The organism is Rhizobium sp. N621 (assembly GCF_001664325.1).
GTDB classification, from domain to species: Bacteria; Pseudomonadota; Alphaproteobacteria; order Rhizobiales; family Rhizobiaceae; genus Rhizobium; species Rhizobium esperanzae.
Genome location: NZ_CP013498.1, coordinates 477608 through 501077 on the forward strand (window position 1 = coordinate 477608; position 23470 = coordinate 501077).

The following is a 23470-nucleotide window of genomic DNA, read 5'->3' on the forward strand; positions in this document are numbered from 1 at the left end:
ATCTCGTCCCTTTAACGAAACCTCAGGGCATGCGTCAGGCTCTCGAGCCCATTGGCGGAAACGTTGAGTTCGTCCTGCTTCAGGGCTGCTTTGGCGGCTGCGGAAAAGCGCAGGGACTGTGTCTGAGCGGCGGGAGTTTCAGCATTCGTCTTCATGTTTCATCTCCGATTGATTAAACGGCGCGTTTCTGCCGTTAACCATTCGAAGGAAACATTGCCTGCGTCATTTAAGCGTTACAGGCTTCGTTAAAAGGCGATGCAATCACGGAAGACCGGCAAGTTGCAGGCCTTTTATCAGCGGTTCCGTAAAGGCGGGGTCGCGATCGGGAACGAAGTGACGGATATCGTCGCTGCGGAAATCAGGGAAGTTTTCAAGGACGACCCGGGCGTAATTCCCAGCCTTGCCCTGATCGCCCGCCATAGCATGAGAGGCTGCCAGCAGGCGCGCCGTTGCCTGCTTGGTCTTCACCGGTTCCAGCGCTTCAATCGCCTTTTTATATTCTTCGCGCATGAAATGGATGCCGCCGAGGTTCCAGTAATAATAGTCCGGCGGCAGCGGATTGAGCTTGAAAGCCGCGTTGCTCAGCTCCAGCGCCCGATCGAAATCGCCGTCGTGAGAAAGCGCATCGGCATAATCGGCAAGGATGTCGGCGTCGTTCGGATTGAGATCCTGAGCCTGCTGGAAATAGTCCAGGCTTTCGTCGAAACGGCGGCGATACAGCGCCACGAAGCCGAGTTCGCGGTAAGCCCGGCCGCTGTTCGGGTCGGATTGCTGCGCCAGCCGGGCCGCACCGTTCGCCTCGTCGAGCAGTTCGGTGTCCTGCATGCCGCGGATCAGCCATTCCATGCCGAGCGCACGCGATACGCCGGCATGGGCGGCCGAGAAATTCTCGTAACGATTAAGCGAGGATCTGAACCATTTTCGCGCCTGGCGCAGATGCTGCAGATCGGTCTGGGCGATCAGCCGCTTGCCTTCCAGATAGAGACGGTAAGCGGATGGCGGCGCCTCGCCGATCGGCATCGCCAGCTCGTGGCGTTCGACCGTATCGGCAAGCGAGGAGACGATGCGCCGTGTCAGATGCGCGAAGGATTCGCTGATCTTCTGCATGACCAGCGGCAGTTCCAGAGCCCAGATCACCTCCGATGTCGTCGTCCGCGTCAGACGGCAGGTCGCATAGACATCCTCGTCGCGGCCCTGGATGGTGACGTAAACCGCATAGTCGAAGCTAATGTCGAGCGCACGGGGCACCACGCGGGCCGGATCGACCGAACGGCTGAGGATTTCGAGGCTCGTATGGGCTGCGATCACCTTGAAGCCGCGCTGCTGGCTGAGGCCGATGGTGACGTCCTCAAGCAAGGCTCTGCCGACGCGCTCCATCAGCGGATCGGTGAAAATGCTTTCCGGCGGCAGGATGATGATCCGCGGCTGACCGAGCAGATCGGCGAAGCCGCCGGGCACTGCCGACGGACGTTCGGCCGCTGCGGGCTGAGCTGCCGGGATCAGGCCGAGTTCGCGGGCAAGCGCGGTGGTGCTTTCCTCCGGCTCGGTGTCGAACTCTTCCTTCAACTGGCTCTTGCACTTCAGATAGGACTGTCGGGCGGCGGCCGGATCGTTCATCCTGACATAAGTGCGCATCAGCGACCGATAGGCCGTCTCGCTGGCGGGGTCGAGCTCCAGCAGGCGACGGGCAAAGGCCACCTGCTCCTCATCCGATCTGTCTTCAGTGGTTTCCACCAGCCGCGTCAGATGGGCGGCGCGCAATTCATCGATGCGCTGGCGCTCGAAAGTCAGCCAGTCTTCGGCGCCCTGCGTCGGCGACTTGGCGCCTTCAAGCAATTCGCCATTCAGAATGTCGCCGTCTTCGGCCGCGAGCGGCCCTTTCTGCTTCAGTATATGGACGTCGACCTCCCAGCCGTCGGCAAGGCCGATATGGGTTCGGGTCGCTTTCAGCAGCGGCGGAAGGTCGGCGGGAATGCTTTGCTCGATGCGCGCCAGCAGCTGGCGCAGACTGCCTGCGCGTTTTTCCGGGGCTTCCGATTGCCAGAGCTGCCGCCTGACGGTTTCCCGGTCGAGTTCGAGATTGGTTTCGGCGGCGAGCATGGCGAAGAGAAAATAAGACTTCTCCGGCAAGGGGAGTTCCCTCCCCGCTGCCAGCAATCGCGGTCTTCCGAGCAGGCAAAGCCTGTTCGTCGACATCTGTCCGGATGTCCGTTGCATCCCGCTTCTCACCCCTGAAGACCAGACGCGCATACGCACCGGTCGCTCAGGAACATGTTAGAGCGATAATAGGCCCGCGCATAGCGCAAAAAGAAGTTTTTACACCGAATATTTGCATTTTCTCACATAAGCGGCCGGAAATGCTTGCCAACACTTTGCCCCCCGACGTGATTTTGATCCGTTATTCCAGCCGTTGCGGCCTCTACAGCCGCAACCAACAGCAAGCGGTCCTGATCGATCACAGCATCGGCGCGATCTATTTGGCGCTGGTTTATGCCGCGCCGGCGGCCTCGACGAAATCGAGGCCGATATCCAACACGGGCGCGCTGTGCGTCAGCCAACCGACCGAAATAAGGTCGACGCCGGAAGCGGCGATTGCAGCGGCCGTTGCCGGCGTCACCCGGCCCGATGCCTCGGTGATTGCCCGCCCGGCAACGATGGCGACCGCCTCGCGCAGCTGGTCCGGCGTCATATTGTCGAGCAGAACGGCATCGACACCGACGGCCATCGCCTCCTGCAGCTGATCGAGCCTGTCCACTTCGACCTCGATCTTGACCAGGTGACCGACGCCGGCCCGCGCCCGGCGGATCGCCTCGGCAACGCCGCCTGATATGGCCACGTGGTTGTCCTTGATCAGCACCGCGTCATAAAGCGCGAAACGGTGGTTCATGCCGCCGCCGGCCCGTACTGCATATTTTTCCAGCGCCCGCAGCCCCGGCGTCGTCTTGCGCGTGCAGGCGACCGAGGCCTTGGTGCCGCTGATGGCAGCGGCAATCCCGGCGGTGACGGTGGCGATGCCGGAGAGATGGCCGAGGAAATTCAGCGCGGTGCGCTCACCGGTCAAGAGTCCGCGCGAAGGGCCCTCGATGGTGGCGATGACGTCACCGGATTTGACCGCATCGCCGTCCTCGATGTGGCGGCGCATGACGATTTGAGGATCGACGAGCGTGAAGGCGAGGTCGGCCGCATCGAGGCCGGCGATCACGCCGGGCTGGCGGGCGGCCATCACCACCGTGGAGTGGTGATCCGAGGGAATGACCGATGCCGAGGTGATGTCGCCGGCAAGGCCGAGATCTTCGAGCAGGGCTGCCCGCACCAAGGGTTCGATAATCAGACGCGGAAGGGGAGTAAGGCTCATCTCAGGCACTCCTGGCAAGGGCATAGGACGGTGTTGCACGGGCGATCTCCAACGCCTGGGACAGACGCATCCGACGACGCTTGATATCAGCGAGCTTCAGCGGAAAATCGGTGCGGGCATGGGCGCCGCGCGATTCCATCCGCAGACCGGCAAACACGGCGATCAGAAGCGCGACGATGGCCGGATCGGCGGCCGGGCCGTCACTTTCGGCAAGCGGCAGCAGGGCGGCAATCGCGTCCTGCACCGCGCCCCCATTGCGCAGCACGCCGAGATGGCGCGAGACGACCGGCCGGACCAGCGATGCGTCGGCCGGCGCCGGCAGCCTTTCGGATTGGAAGGGACTGCCGGTTCGTGCCGGCATGCCCCCTATGTCACGCGCCGCCCGCATGCCCATCACCGCCGCTTCCAGCAGCGAATTGCTGGCCAGCCGGTTTGCGCCGTGCAGGCCGGTCGAGGCCGCCTCCCCGGCACCCCAGAGGCCGGGAACGGAGCTGCGGCCGTTGGCATCGGTTGCGACGCCGCCCATGTGGTAGTGAACGGCCGGGCGCACCGGAATGAGGTCTTTCGCCGGATCGATTCCGGCTTCGCCGCAAAGGGCTGCGATCACAGGGAAGCGTGTAGCGAACCGGCTGCCGAGCGCGTCGCGGGCATCGAGGAAGACCCTGCCGCCGCGGGCGATCTCGGCACTGATGGCGCGCGCCACCACATCGCGTGGCGCAAGCTCGGCGCCCGGGATGCAGGCCATGAACCGTTCACCGCTTTCATTGACGAGCAGAGCCCCCTCGCCGCGCACCGCCTCGCTGACCAGCGCCAAGGGCCTGCGGCGAGAATCGAGCGCCGTCGGATGGAACTGGACGAATTCCATGTCGGCAAGGTCGGCACCCGCCCGTGCCGCGAGCGCAATCCCCTGGCCGAAATTGCCGATCGGATTGGTGGTCGCATCATAAAGGCCGCCGATACCGCCAGTGGCCAGCACCACCTTCGCGGTCGGCAGGATGGCAGTCCCATCCGCGGTCGCGCAGAGCAGGCCGGCGACCCCTTCTCCGTCCATCAGAATCCGCCGCGCTTCGAAGCCTTCGAGCACTGAAATGGCAGGCGACTGCGCCACGGCCCGTACCAATGCGGCGATGATTGCCGCACCCGAACCATCGCCTTCGGCATGGACGATGCGGCGGCGGTTATGGGCCGCCTCCAATCCGAGCGAGAATTCTCCCGTCGCATTGCGGTCGAAGCGCACGCCGGCCTGTTCCAACGCGGCAATGGCTGCCGGTGCCTCGGCAATGATGCCGGCCGCGACGGTCCGGTCGCAGAGCCCGTCGCCGGCCGCAAGCGTATCGGCCAGATGCAGCGCCGCACTGTCGTCGGCGCCGATGCTGGCGGCAATGCCGCCCTGCGCCCAGGCGCTTGAGGTCTGTGTGCCGAGGGCGGCGCGGGTGACGATGACGGAGGGTTCCGGCGCCAGCGTCAGTGCCGTCATCAGCCCGGCCAGGCCGCTGCCGACGATGACGGTGCGCCCGGCAAGATGATCGAGACGTTCGCTCATATCGCCAGCATCCTTTCGACGGCGCGCCGCGCCGCTGCGGCGATTGCCGGATCGACCGTCACTTCATGGCGGTTTTCCTCAAGTGCGGCGCGAATATTGGCGAGGTTGATCCGCTTCATATGGGGGCAGAGATTGCAGGGGCGGATGAATTCGACGTCGGGATGGTGGACTGCGACGTTGTCGCTCATCGAGCATTCGGTCAGTAGCACGACGCGCGCCGGCTTCTGCCTGCCGACATAATCGGACATCACAGCGGTGGAGCCGGCGAAATCGGCCTCCGCCACCACGTCCGGCGGGCATTCCGGATGGGCGAGCACCGTCACGCCGGGATGGTTTTCACGCAGCCGGCGAACATCGTCTGCGGTGAAGAGTTCATGCACTTCGCAATGCCCATGCCAGGCGATGATCTCGACGTCGGTCTCACGGGCGACGTTGCGGGCGAGATATTCGTCAGGGATCATCAGCACCTTCGGCACGCCGAGCGACTCCACCACCTGTTTGGCATTACCCGAGGTGCAGCAGATGTCGGAGGCGGCCTTCACCGCCGCCGAGGTATTGACATAGGTGATGACCGGCACGCCGGGATGAGCCTGGCGCAGCAGCGCAATATCCTCCGGCGTGATCGAATCCGCCAGCGAGCAGCCGGCGCCGAGATCGGGGATCAGCACGGTTTTTTCGGGGTTCAGAAGCTTGGCGGTCTCGGCCATGAAATGCACGCCGGCCAGCACGATGACATCGGCATCGACCTCGACAGCCTTGCGGGCGAGCGCCAGGCTGTCGCCGACGATATCGGCCGCACCGTGAAAAATCTCAGGCGTCTGATAGTTGTGAGCGAGAATGACGGCATTACGGCGGCGCTTGAGCTCGAGAATGGCGTCCACGTCGTCCGCGAACGACATCCATTCGGCTTTGGGGATGACGCGGCTGACGCGGTTGTAGAGCGAGGATGCGGAAACTGCGTGATTCATGACCGGCTCCTAATTATGCTCGATTTGAGCATATCACAGGCAAAGACATATTCTCGCTATGAGCATATGTCAATTGCGGGAGAGCGGTAATTTCGTTCCTGCGAGCGCCCGTTCTTCGAGCACGGTGTGGCGGAAGCGGAAGAGCTTGGCCGGCCGGCCGCCGGTTTCGCTTTCAGTTCCGCCGGTTTCCTCGACCAGTTCCTGCTGTTCGATCAGGCGGCGGAAATTCTGCTTGTGCAGCGTCAGTCCGGCCAGGGCCTCAATTGTGCGCTGCAGCCGCAGAAGCGTAAAACTCTCCGGCATCAGTTCGAAGACGACGGGGCGGTACTTAATCTTGGCGCGCAGCCGAGCAATCCCGGTCGCAAGAATGCGGCGATGATCGGCAAACATCGCCCGGCCGAGATTGGCTTCCGCCCCGCATCCGGCTTCGGCCACGAGGCCGGCTTCATAAAGCAGTTCGTAGCGTTGCAGGGCCAGATCCTCATTCCAGCCGCCGCCGTCGAGGCCGAAGGTGAAGTCGGCGCGGCGATGGCGATGGTCCCGCCGGGCCGGATCGGCATCCGCCCAGCTTTTCAGGCGGGCCACGATTTCATCCAGCACGGCCGGCCGGCCCTGCCGATGGTCTTCCCAGGGAAAATAGTCGTACCAGCCGTGCCATCCGGGCCGGCCGGCGCCCGCCTGCTCGTTGACGAGGCCGAGATAGCTGATCGAGATCGTCCGCCCGCCAAGAATCTCGTTGTTCCGGTCGCGGTCGGCGAAGGTATAGAGTTGTTCGAGATAACCAACCGGGTGCTCGGTCTGCTCCTGCACCCATTCGCGCAGGCCCGATTGCAGGGTTCGATGGCCCATTTCGAATGGGCCCGACGGCAGCGCGTTGCCGGAGCGGATGGTCATGACGCGCGGCTCATCCCCCGTCACCGCGACGAGCACTGCAATCAGTTCCGCATGCGCAAAGCCGATCGTCACAGGGGGCCGAATACTCCGTTCCGAATGAATCGAACGGATCATTCCTGCCACAGGCGGCGACGGAAGCCAATGCAACTTTCCCCCTCTCCCCGCTGGGAAGAAGGGAGTCGCCGGGCAGGCGTCAGCGCTTGCCCGTCTCGTTAGTCAGCCGGTCGAGGAAAATCTTCAGTTCGGCCTCGTCGATACCGACGCAGTGACGCTTTTCCGGATAGGCGCCGGTCCTGACGTCCTCGGCGAATTCGGTGAAGGCGGCGATGCGCTCGCGCTGCAGCCGATCATGTTCGGCGGCGAAGTTGCGATAGACCTTGGCATGGCGGGGATAATGATCGCGGTTGGCGCCGAGCACGTCGTCGGCGAAGAGATATTGGGCGTCGCAGCCGCTGCCCGCGCCCATCGAGATCATCAGCATCGAGGTGTTGCTGCTGATGGCGGCGGCAACGTCACCCGGCACGACTTCGATTTCGGCGGCGAAGGCGCCAGCCTCCTCGAGCGCTTTGGTCTGCCGCCAGATCTCGGCCGCACTCGCTGCCGTCTTGCCGACGGCGCGGAAGCCTCCGGTCCAGGTGGCTTTCGAGGGGATCAGCCCGAGATGGCCGCAGACGGGGATGCCCTCGTCGCGCAGGCGACGGATCGTCTGCAGGCTCGCGGCGCAATAGACGGCATCACCGCCGGCCTTCAGGGCCGCAAAGGCGGCGCGCAGGTAGTCTTCGGCCGAGACGTGGTCGCCATATTCGAGACCCGGAATGGCAAAGGGCGTGGGGGCGATCTCGCGGAAGACCGGGCCGAGCAGCGACGGCGGTACCGAAACGATATCGATCCCGGCCTTTTCGGCGGCTTCGGCCTCCTCGAGCGAGGTGACGCGCAGCATGGTCAGCTGGCGCTTGCCCTTTTCCGCAAGCAGATCGGCAACGGTTGCACGCTTATGTTTTTTCATCATCAATTCCTTTGAAAATATCGGGGCCTCAGGCGGCCAGAAGGGATTTCAGCTTGACGTTGCTTGATGTCAGCGCAGCAGGGTCTGGATGGGCGCCAGCCGCGATCAACATTTCCGCAAGTCTGATGTCGCGCGCCACGGCATTGCCCAGGCCGATGCCGCTTGCGGCGATCAACCGGCCATCGGCGCCGAGGTGGAAGAGAATGAAGGCGTCCGGTCCGAGGTCGCGGCGCAGATGCAGGACCGCCCCTTCGGCGAGGCCTGATATCTGCAGCGTCATGTCGTATTGATCCGACCAGAACCACGGCACGGTTGAAACGGCTTCGTCGCAGCCGAGCATGTTGGCGGCGGCCAACGTGCCCTGCTCCTGGGCATTGCGCCAGGATTCGAGCCTTACCCGCCGGCCGCCATAGATCGGCAGCGGAAAGGAACAGCAGTCGCCGGCGGCAAAAACATCAGGCGCCGAGGTCCGGAGATAGGTGTCGACGGCAATGCCGTTTTCGATTGTAAGCCCCGCCCTTTCGGCGATGTCGACATTCGGCCGCGCGCCAATGCCGACGAGGGCGAGATCGGCTTCTATCACCTCGCCAGTCGATAGTTTGACGACGGCCTTCCCGCTTTCCGCAGTCAATGTCTCAATCGAGACACCGCAGCGGATATCGACACCTTCGGCCCGGTGGCGTTCGGTCAGCAGATGAGCGATCTCGTCCGGCACGCCGCGCTTCAGCACGCGTTCCAGGCCCTCAATGACGGTGACATCGGCGCCAAGCAGGCGCGCCGTCGCGGCAAGTTCCAGCCCGATGAAGCCGCCGCCGATAATGGCGATATGCCGGCCGGGCTTCATGGCTTCGCGCAGAGCGGCCGCATCGTCATGGGTGCGAAGCGAACGGATATGCGGATTGCCTTCGGAGGCGCCCGGGAACGATCGCGCGGCCGCGCCCGTCGCCAGCAGAAGCTTGTCGTAGGAGAGTGCGGCGCCATCCGAAAGCAGGACGGTCCGGGAGGCAGGATCGAAATCCCTGGCTTCAAGACCGATCAGCAGCCGGATGCCGCTTTCGGCGTATTTTTCCGCAGCCGCGATGAATTTCGGATCGCCGGCATCGGCGGCAGCGGCCTTGGAAAGCGGCGGCCGTTCATAAGGGTGAAGGGGTTCGGCGCCAACGAGCGTTATCTCGCCGGCAAAACCCTTTTCCCGCAGAGCGAAAGCGGCGCGAGCACCGCATTCGCCCGCACCGAGGATGACGAAATGAGCCACATCAGCCTCCTCAGACAGCGATGAAGACGGTGTCGCCTTCGATCTTGACCGGATAGGTCTTGAGATTGACGCAGACCGGTGCACCCTTGGCTTCGCCCGTCTTGTAGTTGAAGCGGCCGTTATGTTTCGGGCATTCGATGATTTCATCCATCACAAGCCCGTCGGCGAGATGGATATGTTCATGCGTGCAGAGTCCGTCGGTGGCGAAGAATTCGTCGTCGGGGCTGCGGTAGACCGCGAAGGTGCGCCCGCCATGATCGAAGCGGATGACATCCTCTTCGTCGATCTCGTCCTTGCCGCAGACTTCGATCCAGTTTCCGCTCATCTCTAACCTCCCTTGATTGTGCTTATTGCGCCGCCGGGGCGAGTTCGTTGTGGAATTCCTCGCGGTAGGGCCGTGCGGTGGCCGGCAGTTCCCGCTTCAGGAAATAATCCTCGTTGCGCAGCTGGCGCAGGAAAGCCGGGATCATCTCGCGGTAGCCCGACCAGATCGACCGGTTCGGCGCCGGCAGATCGTGCTTGATCATTGCGTGCAGCCGGGGCAGCGCGTGATAGGGCACCATGGGGAACATGTGATGTTCGACGTGGTAATTCATGTTCCAATAAATGAAACGGCTGATCGGGTTCATATAGACCGTGCGGCTGTTCAGCCGGTGATCGATGACGTTGTCGGCAAGCCCGCCATGTTGCAGGAGCCCGGTCAGCACATGGTGCCAGGCGCCGTAGAGACGCGGCAGGCCGATCAGCATCAGCGGCAGGATCGAGCCCGTGACGGCCGCGACGGCGACGGTCGCAAGATAGATCGCCAGCCAGATGCGGGCGATGCGGATCGCTTTGGGCTGTTCCATTTCTGGAATGAAGGTTTTCTCCGCCGCGCTGACGACTCCGAAGGCGTTGCGCAGCATGTCGGCCATCGCGTGCCAGACGTCGAGAATGCCGAAGAAATTGAGGATCAACCGGAGCAGGTCCGGCGGCCGCATGACGGCGATCTCCGGATCGCGGCCGACGATGACCGTATCGGTATGATGGCGCGTATGGCTCCAGCGCCAGGTCACCGGATTGCGCATGATCATGAAGCAGGCGATCTGGTAGACGGCGTCGTTCATCCAGCGCGTTTTGAAGGCGGTGCCGTGACCGCATTCATGCCAGCGGCTGTCGGAGGCCGAGCCGTAGAGCACGCCGTAAGCGAGGAAGAAGGGCAGAGCGATCCAGGAGCCCCAGAAATAGATGCCGAGACCGGCAAAGACCACCATGCTGCCGAGCCAGATGACCGTGTCACGGATCGCCGGCGCATCGGATCGCTGCATCAGCGCCTTCATCTCCTTGCGCGGAATCTCGGTGTGATACCATTCGGCAGCCGCCAGTCCCGTCTCCACCGCGGTGCGGCCGCTTTCGCCGAGCAGGTCGTAGTCACGCTTCTTGGTCTCGCTCGCCATTATCCGCCTCCCTAATGCTGTTGCCGGGAGAATAGGTTGACTTTGGGCGAGGCTCAATGCAGGCTTGATGTAATCTATCAAAAGCCATCAAGAGTGGCTCGCATCCATGAGCGAATCCATCAGGAAACACCATGCGCCGCCCCACCATCTCCGACCTTGCCCGCGCCTCGGGCGTCAGCGTCGCCACCGTCGACCGGGTGCTCAACGGTCGCCACCGCGTGCGCGAGGAAACGGCGCGGCGGGTCTATGACGCAGCCCAGTCGATCGGCTACCATGCCGTCGGCCTCATCCGGCAACGGGTCTTCGAGGATCTGCCGCAATACAGGCTGGCGTTCCTGCTGCAAAAGCCGATGCAGCCCTTCTATCAGGCTTTCGCTCGCGAGATCGAAGTGGCGGCACGCGCCGTGACCACCGCCCGTGTCCAGACCCAGATCGACTATCCCTCGGCTTCAACACCGGCGGCGATCGTCGAGAAGCTCAAGGCCCTCGGCGCCCGCAATCAGGCCATCGCTCTCGTCGCTCCAGACTATCCTGCGGTGACGGCGGCAATTGAGGAACTGAGGGAAAGAGACATTCCCGTCTTTTCGCTGCTTTCCGACTTCGCCTCAGGGGTGCGCAATGCCTATATTGGCGTCAACAACCGCAAGGTCGGCCGGACCGCCGCGTGGGTGATTGCCAAGACTGCCCGTGTGCCGGGTAAGGTCGCCTGTTTTGTCGGCAGTCACCGTTTTCACGGACATGAGCTGCGTGAGATCGGTTTTCGTTCCTATTTTCGTGAAAACGCGCCGGAATTCGACGTCATCGATACATTGATCAACCTAGATACTCCGGAGATCACCCATGAGGCGACGCTGACGCTGCTACAGAAGCATCCCGATCTCGTCGGCCTTTATGTCTGCGGCGGCGGCATGGAAGGCGCGATCTCGGCGATCCGTGAGGAGAATCTCGGCGGCAGGATCGTTCTCGTGGTCAACGAGCTGACGCCCGACAGCAAAGCCGGGCTTGCCGACGATATCGTCGCCATGGCGATCGGCACCCCCCTGCCCGCACTGTGCAAAGAGCTGATAGGGCTGATGACGAGTGCGATCGAAAACAGCGAAACGGCCGTTCCCGGCCAGTTCTTCCTGCCCTTCGATATCCATATTTCGGAGAATATCTGAGAAATGATGGAAATCTATCATTTCGGCTGAAATTCTTTCAGCAATGAGAGCGGGGGGCAGCGATGCCCGATGGATTGCCGCAGGAATTCCGATAGAAATTCGCACGCTCATTCACGAGGAACTGCTCCGCTGATGTCGCGGAGACGAGGAGGATATATCCGTCATGACTTCGATCCGCTTTGCGCTCAACCATATGGCCGCGCCGTCGCTCGCAATCGATGATTTCTTCGCGCTGACAAAGTCGCTCGGCATCGATTCGGTCGAGATCCGCAACGACCTTTCCGGCAATGCGATTCTCGACGGCACCAAACCCGAAGCGATCAAGCAGGCTGCCGACCGCCACGGCCTGACGATTATTTCGATCAACGCCCTGCAGCGCTTCAACGAATGGAATGAAGCCCGCGCCAGGGAAGCGCAGGAACTGATCGATTATGCCAGCGCCTGCGGCGCCAAGGCGCTCGTCCTCGTTCCGAAGAACGACGGCACCGGCTGCGCCGATGGCGAACGGCAGGCCAATCTGCGCCAGTCCTTGACGGCGTTGAAGCCGATGCTCGATAAAGCCGGCATTATCGGTCTCGTCGAGCCGCTCGGTTTCGAGATCTGCTCACTGCGCTCGAAGACCGAGGCGGCCGAGGCAATCAAGGAACTCGGCGCGCAATCGACCTTCAAGCTCGTCCACGACACCTTCCACCATCACCTTGCCGGCGAAGCCGGGACCTTCCCCGAACTGGCCGGTCTCGTCCACATTTCCGGCGTCACTGATCCCGCTGTTTCCGTTGCCGATATGCGCGATTCCCACCGCGTGCTCGTCGACGGTGACGACCGGCTGGACAATGCCGGGCAGATCAAGGCGCTGCTGCAGGCGGGTTATAAGGGTCCCTTCTCCTTCGAGCCCTTCGCAGCCGAAGTGCATGCGGTCAAGGACCCGGCCGGCGCGTTGCGCGCCAGCATGGATTATCTCTCCGCAAGGGTTTGAAGCCTAAGCAACGTCGCCTGACGATCGGCCGCCGGCGAGCGGCCGATCGTATCGATCTATTCGCGGCCTCTAAACCGGCGCTGATAGGTGGGGTCGTAGAGCGAGCTCTCGCGAAAATCCTCTGCCGCAAGCGACGGGCCGACGAAAATGATCGCCATGCGTTCGATCGGTTCGGCCGCAACCTTTGCCTCGATATTTGAGAGCGTGCCGCGCAGGACGCGCTCGTCCGGCCAGGAGGCCTTGACGACAATGGCGACCGGGCAGTCGGCGCCGTAAAGCGGCGTCAATTCCTCCACCACCTGCTTCAGCGCATGGATTGCCAGATGGATCGCCAGCGTGGCGCCTGTCGCGCCGAATTTCGCTAGCGTCTCATCGTTCGGCATCGGCGAAGCGCGGCCGGAAACGCGGGTGAGCACCAGGCTCTGGGCGACGGCCGGGATCGTCAGCTCGCGCCCGAGTGCCGAGGCAGCGGCGGCAAAGGCCGGAACACCTGGCGTCATCGTATAGGCAATGCCGTGTTTTTCAAGCCGGCGCACCTGCTCGGCGACCGCGCTCCAGACCGAGAGATCGCCGGAATGCAGCCTTGCGACGTCCTGGCCGGCTGCAGCGGCGCTCAGATATTCCGCCTCGATCTCGTCGAGCGACATGGGTGCGGTGTCGACGATCCGCGCATCCGCCGAGCAATATTGCAGCAGTTCGGGGGAGACGATCGAACCCGCATAAAGACAGACCGGGCACCGGGCGATGAGATCGCGGCCACGCACCGTGATCAGATCTGCAGCCCCCGGCCCCGCGCCGATGAAATGCACCGTCATTCCGTCATCCTTTCGTCCAGCACCACTGCGTCACCGGCATGGCCGGCCGCCAGCCGCTCATGCCGCCGATGGCGCCTGCGCGCGCTATTTCGATGCGCGTCAGCGAGCCGCCGCGTTTTGCGTGTTCTGAGAGCAGCACCGCCTCCATTTCGAGCGTCACGGCATTGGCGACGAGCCGCCCTCCCCGCTTCAGCGCCGCAGTCGCAGCATCGATAACGTTGGGCTCGCTGCCGCCGCCGCCGATGAAGATCGCGTCCGGTTCCGGCAAGCCCGCTAATGCGCCGGGTGCTGCGCCTTCGACGACGGCGAGATGCGGCACGCCGAAAGCGGATGCATTGCGGGCGATCCGCGCCGCCCGCTCCGACGATTGCTCGAGGGCGATCGTCTTCAGCGACGGATCGGCGAGCATCCATTCGATGCCGATCGAGCCGGAACCGGCGCCGATGTCCCAGAGCAGTTGCCCGTGACGCGGCGCAAGCGCCGACACCGTCATCGCCCGGATTTCGCGTTTGGTGATCTGACCGTCATGTTCGAACAGCCCGTCCTCAAGGCCTGCGGCGAAAGGCAGAATGCGCGCCCCCTCCCCTGCCGCGATTTGCAGGGCGCAGACGTTGAGGGAATCGATATCTGTGAGATCGAAATCGGCCGCGATCGCGTTTCTGCGCCGTTCCCGCGCGCCGCCGAGCGCCTCGAGAACGGTAAGCTGCGACTGACCGAAGCCATCGGTGGCCAGCAGGTTTGCCAGCGCGCGAGGCCCATTCTCGTCCGACGTCAGCGCAATGATGCGCCGCCTTGGGTGCAGATGCGGCCGGATCAGGTCGATCGGTCTGCCATGCAGCGAAATCGTCGCGACGTCCTGCAGCGGCCAGCCGAGGCGCGAGGCGGCAAGGCTGAAGGCCGAGGGCGCGGGGATGGTGCGCATCTCGTCCACTGCCACATGGCGGGAGAGCGTTGCGCCGACGCCATAGAGAAACGGATTGCCGGAGGCGAGCACGACAACCGGCGTGCCGCGCCTGGCAAGGATGGCTTCGATCGAGCGCTCGAACGGGCTCTGCCAGGCAAAGGTCTCACCTAATATCAGCGGCGCCGCCAGCGCATGATGCCGTGCGCCGCCGAAGACGGCCGGTGCGCCGGCGATCAGCCTCCTCGCCTCCTCGCCCAGCCCTTCTGGACCATCTTCACCGATGCCGATAATAGTCAGCCAGGGCGGATTGCCGGCAGGAGAGACATCAGCCATGGGACGACCTCGCATCCTGATCCTCGGCGGCACCAACGAGGCGCGTCTGCTGGCCGAAGCGCTCGCGGCGCGTGACGATTGCGACGTTCTTCTGTCGCTGGCCGGTCGTACCGAAAAACCGGCCGCGCAGCCGGTTCCGGTTCGAATCGGTGGTTTCGGCGGGGCTGCGGCGCTCGCCGATTTCCTGAAGGCCGGCGGATATGATCTGCTGATCGACGCCACGCATCCCTTCGCCGAGCGCATTTCCACCAATGCCGCCCATGCTGCCGAGGCCATCGGCATAACCGCAATCGCTCTGCGCCGTCCCGAATGGCAGCGCCTGCCGGGCGATCATTGGCGGGACCTGCGAAGCATTCCGGCGGCGATCGGAGCGCTTGGCCCCTCCCCTCGCCGCGTCTTCGTGGCAACCGGCCGGCAGGGTGCGCATTATGCGGAAGCGGCAGCGCAGCATCACTATCTCATCCGCAGCGTCGACCCCGTCGAGCCGCCGCTGACGCTTGCGAATGTCGATTATATCCTCGATCGCGGTCCGTTCACGCTGGAAGGCGAATTGGCTCTGCTGAGGCAACACCATATCGATGTCATCATTGCCAAGAACAGCGGCGGCGCCGCCACCTATGCGAAGATCGAGGCAGCCCGCCTGCTCGGCATCGAGGTGTTGATGGTCGCGCGGGCTGAGGCGTCCGCGGTCAAGACGGTCGAAACTGTCGCGGCGGCGCTGGCGGCGATCGATCACCTCTTTCCCTCCGCCATGAAACGCGGGGTATAGACGAGATCCGGCCTGCCGGGCCGCGTGATGATCCGCGTTTCGGCCGAGCCGATGATGATGCAGGTCGCCATATCGGCGATCGAGGCATCAGCCTGAGAAAGCGGCTGCACGGCGATACGTTCGTCCGGCCGCCCGGCCGCACGCCCGAAAATAACTGGTGTCGTTGCAGGCAGATGCGCCCGCAGCAGCTTGAAGGCCTCGCCGAGTTGCCAGGGCCGGGCCCGGCTGATCGGATTATAAAGGGCGATGACGAACCCGGCCTTGGCCGCCAATTCAAGACGGTTTTCTATTATATTCCAGGGCTTTAGATTGTCGGAGAGCGATATGGCGCAAAAGTCGTGACCAAGCGGCGCCCCCGCCCTTGCCGCCACTGCCAGCATGGCGGTGACGCCGGGCAGGATGGTGAGATCGACGGCGCGCCAGGCGGCCGGTCCGTTCTCGATCGCCTCGCAGACGGCCGCAGCCATGGCGAAGACACCGGGATCGCCGCCGGAGACGACGCAGACTTTGGCGCCATCCGCCGCCATCGACAGTGCCGCCCCTGCCCTGTCGAGCTCTTCGCGATTGTCCGAGACATGCCGCAGCTGATCATGTCGCAGTTGCAGCCTGTCGAGATAGGGTCCATACCCGAAGAAATCGGTCGCAGCTTCGACAGCAGCCAACGCCTCCGGCGTCATCTGCTCGGGATTACCAGGACCGGTGCCGATCACGAAAAGCGCGCCGCTCATCGGCTGCCCTCCCAGCCGGGAACCAGCACCAGCGAAAAATACGGCGCCTCGCCGTCAGCTCTGTCGGCAAGCTTTACCATGGCCGCATTCGCCATGGTGCCGCGTTCGACATAGATGGCTTCCGCAAGCCGGCCGGCAGCTTTGAGCGCCCGGCGGATCTTCGGCAGATTGCGGCCGACCTTCATGATGACGGCCGCTTGCGTATCGGCCAGGCGGCGCGTCAGCTCCGTCTCCGCCATCGTACCTGGCAGTACGGACAGCACGTCGTCCCCCTGTACGATCGGCATGCCGGCTAACGACCAGCAGCCCGACATGGCGCTGATGCCGGGGATCACTTCCGTCGGGTAGCGCTGGGAAAGTCTGACATGCAGGTGCATATAGGATCCATAGAACAGCGGATCGCCTTCGCTGAGCACCGCGACGGTCCGCCCGGCATCGAGATGGTCGGCGATTGCCGCGGCAGAGCGATCATAGAACCGGGTGATCAGGCTCTGGTAGCGTTCGTCGTTCTTGTCGATCTCGGTCGTCACGGGATAATAGAGCGGCAGCAGCGTCACGCCGGGTTTCAGCAGCGGCTCGACGATCGCCTTGCCGTTGCCGCCCCTGCCCTCTTTGGCGAAATAGGCAATGACTTCGGCGCCTTCGATGGCGCGGACGGCTTTGAGGGTCAGAAGCTCGGGATCGCCGGGACCCGTGCCGACGCCGATCAGACGGCCATGTTCCGTCATAGCCCCGGCCTCGCCAGCGCATTGAGCGCTGCAGCCGTCATGGCGCTGCCCCCAAGCCGGCTGCGCACAATGGCGAAGGGAACGCCGTAGGAATTCTCTGCCAGCGCGTCCTTCGATTCCGCCGCGCCGACGAAGCCAACGGGCATGCCGAGGATCGCAGCGGGTTTCGGAGCGCCGTCGCGCAGGAGCTCGAGCAGGTGGAACAGCGCCGTCGGCGCGTTGCCGATCGCGACGACACTTCCGCCGAGCCGGTCGAGCCACAGATGCATGGCGGCGGCCGAGCGCGTATTGCCGATCTCGCGCGCCAGCTCTGGCGTCGCCGGATCGCGCAGCGTGCAGATCACCTCGTTCAGCGCCGGCAGCCGCGCCCGGGTGACACCATGGGAGACCATTTCCGCGTCGCAGAAGATCGGCGCCCCGGCCTTCAGCGCCTCGCGTGCGGCACCGACGAAATCGGTCGAAAAGACGAAATGCTCCGCCGCTTCGACCAGCCCGCAGGCATGGATCATGCGGACGGCGATCTCGGCTTGATCTTCGGTGAAACGCGAAAGATCGGCCTCGGCGCGGATGATCGCAAAGGAACGCTCGTAGATCGCGTCGCCGCTGCGGATATAATCGTAGTCTGGCATTCCTATCCCTGTCGCAGCGCCTTCGCAACGCCGGTTGCGCCAAGCCGTTTAAGGCAGGCGGCGGTCGATTCGCCAGCGCCTCTGTTGTCTTCGATGGAGCGGGCGAGCCTCTCTATAGCGAAATCGATCCGTCCGCCAGCGATCCGTTCATCCGGCCGGTCCATTGCCAACCCGTTGAGGATGAGATCGTAACCTTCAGACGTGCCGGTCAGCGTCAGTGCCGGACGCGGATGCGCGCAGCCCTTGGCGCAGCCGGAGAGATGCAGCATCAGCGAGCCGTCGAAAAGGTCGGGTGCCGCGGCCAGAATTCGGCGCGCCAGCGTTCCGGTCTCGAAGAAGGCGGAGCCGCAGGCGCCGGCGCCGGCGCATGCGGCGATATATTCGCATTTCTCGCCGGATTGCACACTGAAGCCATGTTTGCTCGCAGTGATCTGCATGGCCGGCGCGGCACCCGCCGGAAAGTCGGTGAAGAAGAAGCCGCGGCCGGGCGCGAGTCGAATGGCTGTCGCGCCGTGGGCTTTTGCCTCGTCGAACAGGGTGGTCAGATCGGATGCCCTCATCTGACCGAATTCCGGCCGCACACCAAGCACATGTTTTCCGTTCTTCAGCCGGTGCAAGCCGGAAAGCGGCATCTTTGCTCGATGTGACGGACGAAATCGGATGGCATCCATAGCGGGAAACCGCGCCCGCAGAAGGGCCGGATCGATATCCCTCGCCCGTCGGCTCTGCCTGACCGCCAGCAGCTCGAGAATCTCGCCAACGGCTGATATCGCCGCTTCTGCTGCACCCTTCGCAACTGGCGTTGCCGTTTCGCCGTCGCCATTGATCGCAACGAGCCATTGTGCGCCGGGTCGCGCGACGATACGAATATCGGCCGGAAGCGCCGATAAACCGAACGCGCCGCCGCCGTCGATGATGAGCGAGAGTTTCGGTGCTAGCCGCGGCGAGGCGAGCCGCTCTCCGAGCGTGCTGCGCAACGCTTGTTCCAGCACTGCCGGATCGCTTATCTCCTCGGGATCGATGCCGTGCAGCGGCGATATTTCGATGGCCGGCCCGTCCGGCACGGCGATCCCGGCGGCATCGATATCGGCGGCGAGGCGCCTAACGGTTTCGACCCGCAGCCCGCGAATCTGCAGGTTGCCGCGCGCGGTGATTTCCACGATGCCGTTTCCATGCTCCGCAGCCGAGCGGGCAAGCGCTGAGAATTGCGATAGTATCAAGGCGCCGCCGGCCGGACGCAGCCGCACGAGCAAACCATCGCCGGTCGGCATCGGTGCGGCAAGGGCTGGGCAGGCGCCGCGCGGGCGTGGCTTCGCCAGCGGCCGATCATCGAGATCCGCCTCGCCTGTCCTGTCGATTGCCTTGGCGGCCTTTGTGCCCATTCTCAACCCTCTGATCATCTCTTACATGATCGCGGCCGGCGCGGCAAAACACGATGGCGATGGCTATTCCTCGAAGTCGCGTCCCTTGCGCAGCAGATATATGTCCATGATCCAGCCGTGCCGCTGCCTCGCCTCGCTTCGGAGTGTCTGGATGTCGGCAGCGATGTCTGCGAGCCGTCCCGATCGGATGATCTCGTCTCCAGTGCCGAGATAGGCGCCCCAGAAGATCTCGGCGTCGGCATCGTCGATCTTCGCAAAAGCCTGTTCGCCATCGAGCATGACGACCGTACTGCCGCCGCAAAGTCCATCTCGCGCCAGCCGCCGCCCGGTGGTGATCTCGACCGGCTTGCCGACGAGATTGAGCGGGATTTTGTGGCTGGCCGCCAACGCCTGGATGCTGGTGATGCCGGGAACGACGCTGTAATCGAATTCAATGCTGTTTGCTTGGCGCACGCGTTCGATGATGCGGATCGTGCTGTCGTAAAGACTGGGATCACCCCAGACGAGAAAGGCACCGGTGCCGCCGTCCGGCAGGCCCGAGATCAATTCTCCATAGATATTCGCGATCTCGCCGTGCCAGGCATCGACGCTTTGGGAGTAGCTTGTGTGTGCGGTCTGCCTTTCCGGCACCGCGAATTCTGCGATCCGGACGCCTGGACGGGTGACATAACGCTCACAGATCTCCCGCCTGATCTCGGCGAGCTCTTCCTTGCCGGCGCCCTTGAGCGGCAGGAAGATCACCTCGGCGGAGTTCATCGCCTTGATCGCCTGTATGGTGACGTGCTCCGGATTGCCCGTGCCGATTCCGATGATATTGATATGCTTCAAGCGGATATTTCCCCGTGAGTCCAAGCGGTCTTGCCCAAAAACCCGGCCGCCCGCAAGGGCGGGGCAGGGAGTTGGCCGCGGCCAACTCGGCCCGACATGGCGGCTTGACCCCTATTGTTGCCGTAAATCCCGAATCGTGTCACTTTCGATACGCTTTTTGACGCTATGTTGACAGAAAAGCGCATCGAAAAGGATTGGGTGTTTTGGACAACATTAGCGTATCGACGACAGACGTGCGGATCGAGCGGCACGCGAACCAGCTTTCGCGGCAACTGAAGCTTCTCCGCGACAAGCTGTTTCCGCCGCTTGCGCAGAAGACGCTGCGCACATTCTCTTCCGGCGAAGCCGCCCAGATGATCGGCGTTTCCGACGGTTATCTTCGCCAGCTTTCGCTTGACGGCAAGGGGCCGCAGCCGGAGCTTTCCTCAAATGGTCGACGTTCCTATACGCTCGGGCAGATCAATGAATTGCGCCATTACATGGCGAATCTCAAGCCGAAGGATGCGCTGAGTTACCTCCCGTGGCGTCGCCCCGGCGAAAAGCTGCAGACGGTCGCCGTCACCAATTTCAAGGGCGGTTCGGCCAAGACGACGACCACGCTTTATCTGGCGCAACATCTGGCACTGGAGGGTTACCGGGTGCTGGCGGTCGATCTCGACCCGCAGGCCTCGCTCTCCTCCATGCTGGGCGTTCAGCCGGAATTCGATCTTTCCGACGGCGATACGCTGTATGGGGCCATCCGCTACGATGCGGCTCGTAAGCCGCTGAAGGAGATCATCCGCAAGACCTATTTCGACGGACTCGATCTGGTGCCCGGCAATCTCGAACTGATGGAGTTCGAGCATGAGACGCCGCGGGCGCTCAATGATCGCCAGAAGCCGGCCGAGCTGTTTTTCCGCCGCGTCGGCGTCGCTATCGCCGAGGTCGAGGCCGATTACGATGTGGTGGTGATCGACTGCCCGCCGCAGCTCGGCTATCTCACCCTCGGTGCCGTTTGCGCCGCCACATCGCTGCTCATCACCATCCACCCGCAGATGGTTGATGTCGCCTCCATGTCGCAGTTCCTGCTGATGACCTCGGATCTTCTCTCTGTGGTTCGCAGGGCCGGCGGCGACCTGCAGCACGACTTCATCAAATATGTCGTCACCCGTCACGAACCCTTCGATGCACCGCAGTCGCAGATCGTTGCGCTGTTGCGCAGCCTGTTCGGCGACGACGTGCTGACGGCAACCATTCTCAAATCGACGGCAATCGCCGATGCGGGGCTGACAAAGCAGACGCTTTACGAAATCGAGAAGGGGCAGGTGCGCCGCTCGACGTATGATCGGGCGCTGGAATCGGTCAACGCTGCCAATGGCGAGGTTCTTGCCGGCATTCACAAAGCCTGGGGCCGCACATGAGCAGACGTGATCGCCTGAAAGGTCTTTTCGACGATACGGCGCAGGAGTTGGCCGCGGCCAACTACGAGGAGCCTTCTTTGCGTGGATCGGCCGGTCCGGTTCGGACAATGGCGCTGACCCTTGGCCGCATGGAGGAAGAGAGCAGGGCGATGCAGGAGGCTTTGCTCTCCGGCGAGCGCATCGTCGAACTCGATCCCGATCTGATCGATTCTTCCTTCGTCCGCGATCGCCTTGCCGACCAGCCGCTCGATCGCGAGGACGAGCTGGTGCAGTCGATTGCCGACAATGGCCAGGAAGTGCCGATCCTTGTTCGGCGCCATCCCCAAGATGGCGAGCGGTACCAGATCGCCTACGGCCATCGCCGGCTGCAGGCCGTCAAGCTGCTCGGGCGCAGGGTGCAGGCGATCGTCCGCCAGCTCGACGACACCGATGTCGTCATTGCGCAGGGCATCGAGAATTCGGCGCGCCGGAACCTTTCCTATATCGAACGCGCCGTCTTCGCTCTCAATCTCGAGCTCAAGGGCTTTGAACGTCCCGTTATCATGAAGGCGCTGTCCACTGATAAGACGGAGCTATCGAAGCTGCTGTCGGTCGCCAAGGCCATTCCGGCCGAAATCATCAGGTCGGTGGGGGACGCACCCGGTATCGGACGACGCAAGTGGATGGCGCTTGCCCAGGACTGGAATGGGACGACGGCGGCGCGGCTTGCGAAGTTCATCGCCTCGGATCGGTTCAGGGCGGAGGAGAGCGACCGCCGATTCGAGCTGTTGGTCGCCGAACTCGCCAGGAAAGAGGCCAAGCCCGAGCCCACCGAATATGACTGGAAGCCGAAGAGCGGCGGCAAGATTGCCGGCCGAATCAAAAGCGCCGGCAATTCCTTCACGATCGCGTTGAAAACAGGCGATGCGCCGGATTTCGGCGCTTACATTTCACGCCGTCTCGATGAGCTTTACGAAGCTTATCAGGCCGGCAAGTTGCAAGCAGGAGAGTAGGCCGCAAAAGAAAAAAGCCTCCGAACGTTGCCGTCGCGGAAGCCTTTCTCATATCTGGACAATCTGAGAATCGCACTTCCTCGAATCAGTGTCAAGCTTCTTCGGCATCCTTTTGGATGGTAGATTTCTTTTGCCTTGAAAAAAGGTGAGGGACATGGAGCCTCAATATGTATCGACGCCCTTCGGGCGGCGATCGATGACGCTTGGCATGCTGGAAAGCCAGGAAAGCGCCAGCAGGATCGATGCGGACGCATCGGTCGACAAATGGAAGATCTTTCGTGCGCTCTGTGAAGCAAAGAGCCTGATCGGCGTGTCCGACCGTGCGCTTGCCGTTCTCAACGCGCTGTTGACCTTCTATCCGAAGAACGAGATTGCCGAGACCAACGGCTTCGTCGTCTTTCCTTCGAACGAGCAGCTGTCGCTGCGCACTCATGGCATGGCCGGCACCACGCTGCGGCGAAACCTGGCGATGCTGGTGGAGGCCGGCCTGATCATCCGGCGGGATAGTCCGAACGGAAAACGTTTTGCCCGCCGCAACGGCGAGGGCGGGGTTGGGGAAGCCTTCGGCTTCAGCCTGGCACCGCTCGTCGTGCGCGCTCGCGAGATCGAAGCCCAGGCGGCGCAGGTGCTGGCCGACAAGCTTGAATGGAAGCGCCTGAGAGAGCGGCTGAGCCTTTGCCGGCGTGACATCACCAAGCTCATCGAGATCGCGCTGGAAGAGGAAATCGCCGGCGAGTGGATCAAGATGCAGCAACATTTCAATTGCCTATCGGCAAGCCTGCCGCGCCGCCCGTCGACCGCGGAGATCCAGAGCCTGCTGACTGATCTCGAAGCGTTCCGCGAAATGATCGTCAAGACGCTGGAATCGAAGGCAAAAGCAAAAAAAACAGACGCCAATGACAGCCAAAACGGTCGGCACATACATAATTCAAACCCACACCCCATATCTGAACTTGAACCAAGCTTCGACACGAAGCAGGGCGCGAAGCCGGAGGAAGAACCGCGGCCGTGGCGGGAGCCGCCGAAATCCTTCCCCCTTGCCGTGGTGCTGCAGGCCTGCCCCGAGATTGTTGCCTATGGGCCGGGCGGCGGAATCGGTAGCTGGCGGGATTTGATGGCCGCCGCCGTCGTCGTCCGTTCCACCCTTGGCGTCAGCCCCAGCGCCTATCAGCAAGCCTGCGACGTCATGGGGCCGGAGAATGCTGCCACCGTGATCGCCTGCATTCTGGAACGCGGCGGCCATATCAATTCGGCCGGCGGCTATCTGCGTGATCTGACGCGGCGGGCGGAGCGCGGTGAGTTCTCGCTCGGTCCGATGCTGATGGCGTTGATGCGGGCCAATGGTCCGATGACGAGAAAAACGGGATGA

At 63.1% G+C, this 23470-nt stretch carries 23 protein-coding genes; 6 read left to right on the forward strand and 17 right to left on the reverse strand.

The features are described from left to right. Window positions 1-11 precede the first annotated feature (11 nt). From AMK00_RS32745 to AMK00_RS26950, 10 genes are all read right to left on the reverse strand, one after another. On the reverse strand, window positions 12-155 hold the full coding sequence (locus AMK00_RS32745; protein ID WP_164517828.1) for a hypothetical protein: 144 nt from the start codon (window positions 153-155) through the stop codon (window positions 12-14). A 106-nt stretch (window positions 156-261) separates the two neighbouring features. After that, window positions 262-2217, reverse strand: coding sequence for a BTAD domain-containing putative transcriptional regulator (locus AMK00_RS26910; protein ID WP_064812292.1), 1956 nt, complete (start codon window positions 2215-2217; stop codon window positions 262-264). 271 nt (window positions 2218-2488) lie between these two features. Then, on the reverse strand, window positions 2489-3379 hold the full coding sequence (gene nadC / locus AMK00_RS26915) for a carboxylating nicotinate-nucleotide diphosphorylase (RefSeq protein WP_189637052.1): 891 nt from the start codon (window positions 3377-3379) through the stop codon (window positions 2489-2491). Then, window positions 3357-4898 (reverse strand): L-aspartate oxidase, encoded by a 1542-nt coding sequence (locus AMK00_RS26920; RefSeq protein ID WP_064812293.1) that lies wholly within the window; start codon window positions 4896-4898, stop codon window positions 3357-3359. Before AMK00_RS26920 ends, nadC begins: the two co-directional genes overlap by 23 nt. Then, the gene (nadA, locus tag AMK00_RS26925) at window positions 4895-5866 is read right to left on the reverse strand and encodes a quinolinate synthase NadA (RefSeq protein ID WP_064812294.1); all 972 of its coding nucleotides are present in this window, start codon (window positions 5864-5866) and stop codon (window positions 4895-4897) included. Before nadA ends, AMK00_RS26920 begins: the two co-directional genes overlap by 4 nt. A gap of 69 nt (window positions 5867-5935) precedes the next feature. Then, window positions 5936-6874, reverse strand: a complete 939-nt coding sequence (locus tag AMK00_RS26930) for an NUDIX hydrolase (protein ID WP_189637647.1) — start codon at window positions 6872-6874, stop codon at window positions 5936-5938. A 79-nt stretch (window positions 6875-6953) separates the two neighbouring features. Continuing rightward, on the reverse strand, window positions 6954-7769 hold the full coding sequence (locus AMK00_RS26935) for a 3-methyl-2-oxobutanoate hydroxymethyltransferase (RefSeq protein ID WP_176439347.1): 816 nt from the start codon (window positions 7767-7769) through the stop codon (window positions 6954-6956). A 25-nt stretch (window positions 7770-7794) separates the two neighbouring features. Next, window positions 7795-9021, reverse strand: a complete 1227-nt coding sequence (locus AMK00_RS26940) for an NAD(P)/FAD-dependent oxidoreductase (RefSeq protein ID WP_064812296.1) — start codon at window positions 9019-9021, stop codon at window positions 7795-7797. Between the two features lie 10 nt (window positions 9022-9031). After that, on the reverse strand, window positions 9032-9346 hold the full coding sequence (locus AMK00_RS26945) for a MocE family 2Fe-2S type ferredoxin (protein ID WP_011428298.1): 315 nt from the start codon (window positions 9344-9346) through the stop codon (window positions 9032-9034). A 22-nt stretch (window positions 9347-9368) separates the two neighbouring features. After that, complete coding sequence (locus tag AMK00_RS26950; protein WP_064812297.1) at window positions 9369-10457, reverse strand: fatty acid desaturase family protein; 1089 nt, start codon at window positions 10455-10457, stop codon at window positions 9369-9371. Between the two features lie 131 nt (window positions 10458-10588). Between AMK00_RS26950 and AMK00_RS26955 the strand changes: the two genes are divergently transcribed. Next, on the forward strand, window positions 10589-11617 hold the full coding sequence (locus AMK00_RS26955) for a LacI family DNA-binding transcriptional regulator (RefSeq protein ID WP_010007774.1): 1029 nt from the start codon (window positions 10589-10591) through the stop codon (window positions 11615-11617). Between the two features lie 163 nt (window positions 11618-11780). Beyond that, window positions 11781-12593: a TIM barrel protein gene (locus tag AMK00_RS26960; RefSeq protein WP_064812298.1), complete on the forward strand. Its 813-nt coding sequence runs from the start codon at window positions 11781-11783 to the stop codon at window positions 12591-12593. Window positions 12594-12649: 56 nt separating this feature from the next. Here the strand turns inward: AMK00_RS26960 and cobM are convergent, their stop codons facing one another. Both cobM and AMK00_RS26970 read right to left on the reverse strand, forming a co-directional pair. Continuing rightward, a complete protein-coding gene (gene cobM / locus AMK00_RS26965; RefSeq protein ID WP_064812299.1) occupies window positions 12650-13408 on the reverse strand; it encodes a precorrin-4 C(11)-methyltransferase in 759 nt (252 codons plus the stop codon). Window positions 13409-13412: 4 nt separating this feature from the next. Further along, window positions 13413-14645, reverse strand: coding sequence for a bifunctional cobalt-precorrin-7 (C(5))-methyltransferase/cobalt-precorrin-6B (C(15))-methyltransferase (locus AMK00_RS26970; RefSeq protein WP_064812300.1), 1233 nt, complete (start codon window positions 14643-14645; stop codon window positions 13413-13415). Here AMK00_RS26970 and AMK00_RS26975 point away from each other — a divergent pair. Next, a complete protein-coding gene (locus AMK00_RS26975) occupies window positions 14644-15414 on the forward strand; it encodes a cobalt-precorrin-6A reductase (protein WP_064812301.1) in 771 nt (256 codons plus the stop codon). The genes AMK00_RS26970 and AMK00_RS26975 overlap by 2 nt on opposite strands. On the opposite strand, the gene AMK00_RS26980 is transcribed toward AMK00_RS26975, so the two are convergent. From AMK00_RS26980 to cobF, 5 genes are all read right to left on the reverse strand, one after another. Next, complete coding sequence (locus AMK00_RS26980; RefSeq protein ID WP_064812302.1) at window positions 15378-16142, reverse strand: precorrin-3B C(17)-methyltransferase; 765 nt, start codon at window positions 16140-16142, stop codon at window positions 15378-15380. The two genes, AMK00_RS26975 and AMK00_RS26980, sit on opposite strands and share 37 nt — an antisense overlap. Then, window positions 16139-16870 (reverse strand): precorrin-2 C(20)-methyltransferase, encoded by a 732-nt coding sequence (locus AMK00_RS26985; protein ID WP_064812303.1) that lies wholly within the window; start codon window positions 16868-16870, stop codon window positions 16139-16141. The genes AMK00_RS26980 and AMK00_RS26985 overlap by 4 nt, the downstream gene beginning before the upstream one ends. Next, complete coding sequence (locus AMK00_RS26990) at window positions 16867-17499, reverse strand: precorrin-8X methylmutase (RefSeq protein ID WP_064808796.1); 633 nt, start codon at window positions 17497-17499, stop codon at window positions 16867-16869. The genes AMK00_RS26985 and AMK00_RS26990 overlap by 4 nt, the downstream gene beginning before the upstream one ends. A gap of 2 nt (window positions 17500-17501) precedes the next feature. Beyond that, on the reverse strand, window positions 17502-18881 hold the full coding sequence (cobG, locus tag AMK00_RS26995; RefSeq protein WP_064812304.1) for a precorrin-3B synthase: 1380 nt from the start codon (window positions 18879-18881) through the stop codon (window positions 17502-17504). 63 nt (window positions 18882-18944) lie between these two features. After that, complete coding sequence (gene cobF / locus AMK00_RS27000) at window positions 18945-19709, reverse strand: precorrin-6A synthase (deacetylating) (RefSeq protein ID WP_064812305.1); 765 nt, start codon at window positions 19707-19709, stop codon at window positions 18945-18947. A gap of 203 nt (window positions 19710-19912) precedes the next feature. On the opposite strand from cobF, the gene repA reads away from it, so the two are divergent. The 3 genes from repA to repC all read left to right on the forward strand — a co-directional run bounded on the left by repA (window position 19913) and on the right by repC (window position 23470). Then, on the forward strand, window positions 19913-21109 hold the full coding sequence (gene repA, locus AMK00_RS27005; RefSeq protein ID WP_064812306.1) for a plasmid partitioning protein RepA: 1197 nt from the start codon (window positions 19913-19915) through the stop codon (window positions 21107-21109). Next, complete coding sequence (gene repB / locus AMK00_RS27010) at window positions 21106-22101, forward strand: plasmid partitioning protein RepB (RefSeq protein WP_064812307.1); 996 nt, start codon at window positions 21106-21108, stop codon at window positions 22099-22101. The genes repA and repB overlap by 4 nt, the downstream gene beginning before the upstream one ends. 154 nt (window positions 22102-22255) lie before the next feature. Then, window positions 22256-23470 (forward strand): plasmid replication protein RepC, encoded by a 1215-nt coding sequence (repC, locus tag AMK00_RS27015; RefSeq protein WP_064812308.1) that lies wholly within the window; start codon window positions 22256-22258, stop codon window positions 23468-23470.